The organism is Vibrio sp. 10N.222.55.C6 (assembly GCF_041473395.1).
Classification (GTDB): Bacteria; Pseudomonadota; Gammaproteobacteria; order Enterobacterales; family Vibrionaceae; genus Vibrio; species Vibrio crassostreae_C.
Genome location: NZ_JBFRSD010001199.1, coordinates 1 through 367 on the forward strand (window position 1 = coordinate 1; position 367 = coordinate 367).

At 36.2% G+C, this 367-nt stretch carries 1 protein-coding gene; it reads right to left on the reverse strand.

Going from position 1 to position 367, the window contains the following annotated elements; genetic code table 11:
* A partial coding sequence (locus AB4486_RS28170; protein WP_372120122.1) for a hypothetical protein occupies positions 1-332 on the reverse strand: 332 nt, incomplete at its 3' end.
* Between the last annotated feature and the right edge of the window lie 35 nt (positions 333-367).

Here is a 367-nt window from a genome sequence, read left to right on the forward strand (position 1 = left end):
GTATAAACCTTTGAGATGTAATGCAGAAGCACATGTGGTAGAGAGAATGCATACTGCACATTATCTAAGGAGATTCTTACGTTACAATACCCAAGCCTTGACTCGTAATCCTGCATGCTTTTTTCAGGAAGAATAGAAAGGAAAGCCTTTTCAGCTACTCGATATGAAATACGGTCACCACCTAGTTCATTATGAAGCTTGGTAGCATTTTGTCGTAACCAAGTTTGACCATTTTCATGCTTACTGCTTACTGCACCATATAATGCAGGATCAATGCTAATTTTAGATGTACCATTGTTATGGCGGTAAGAGATCGTTTTTGTCATTCTCATAGTGATATCCTAATAAATAATTTTTAGTTAAATAG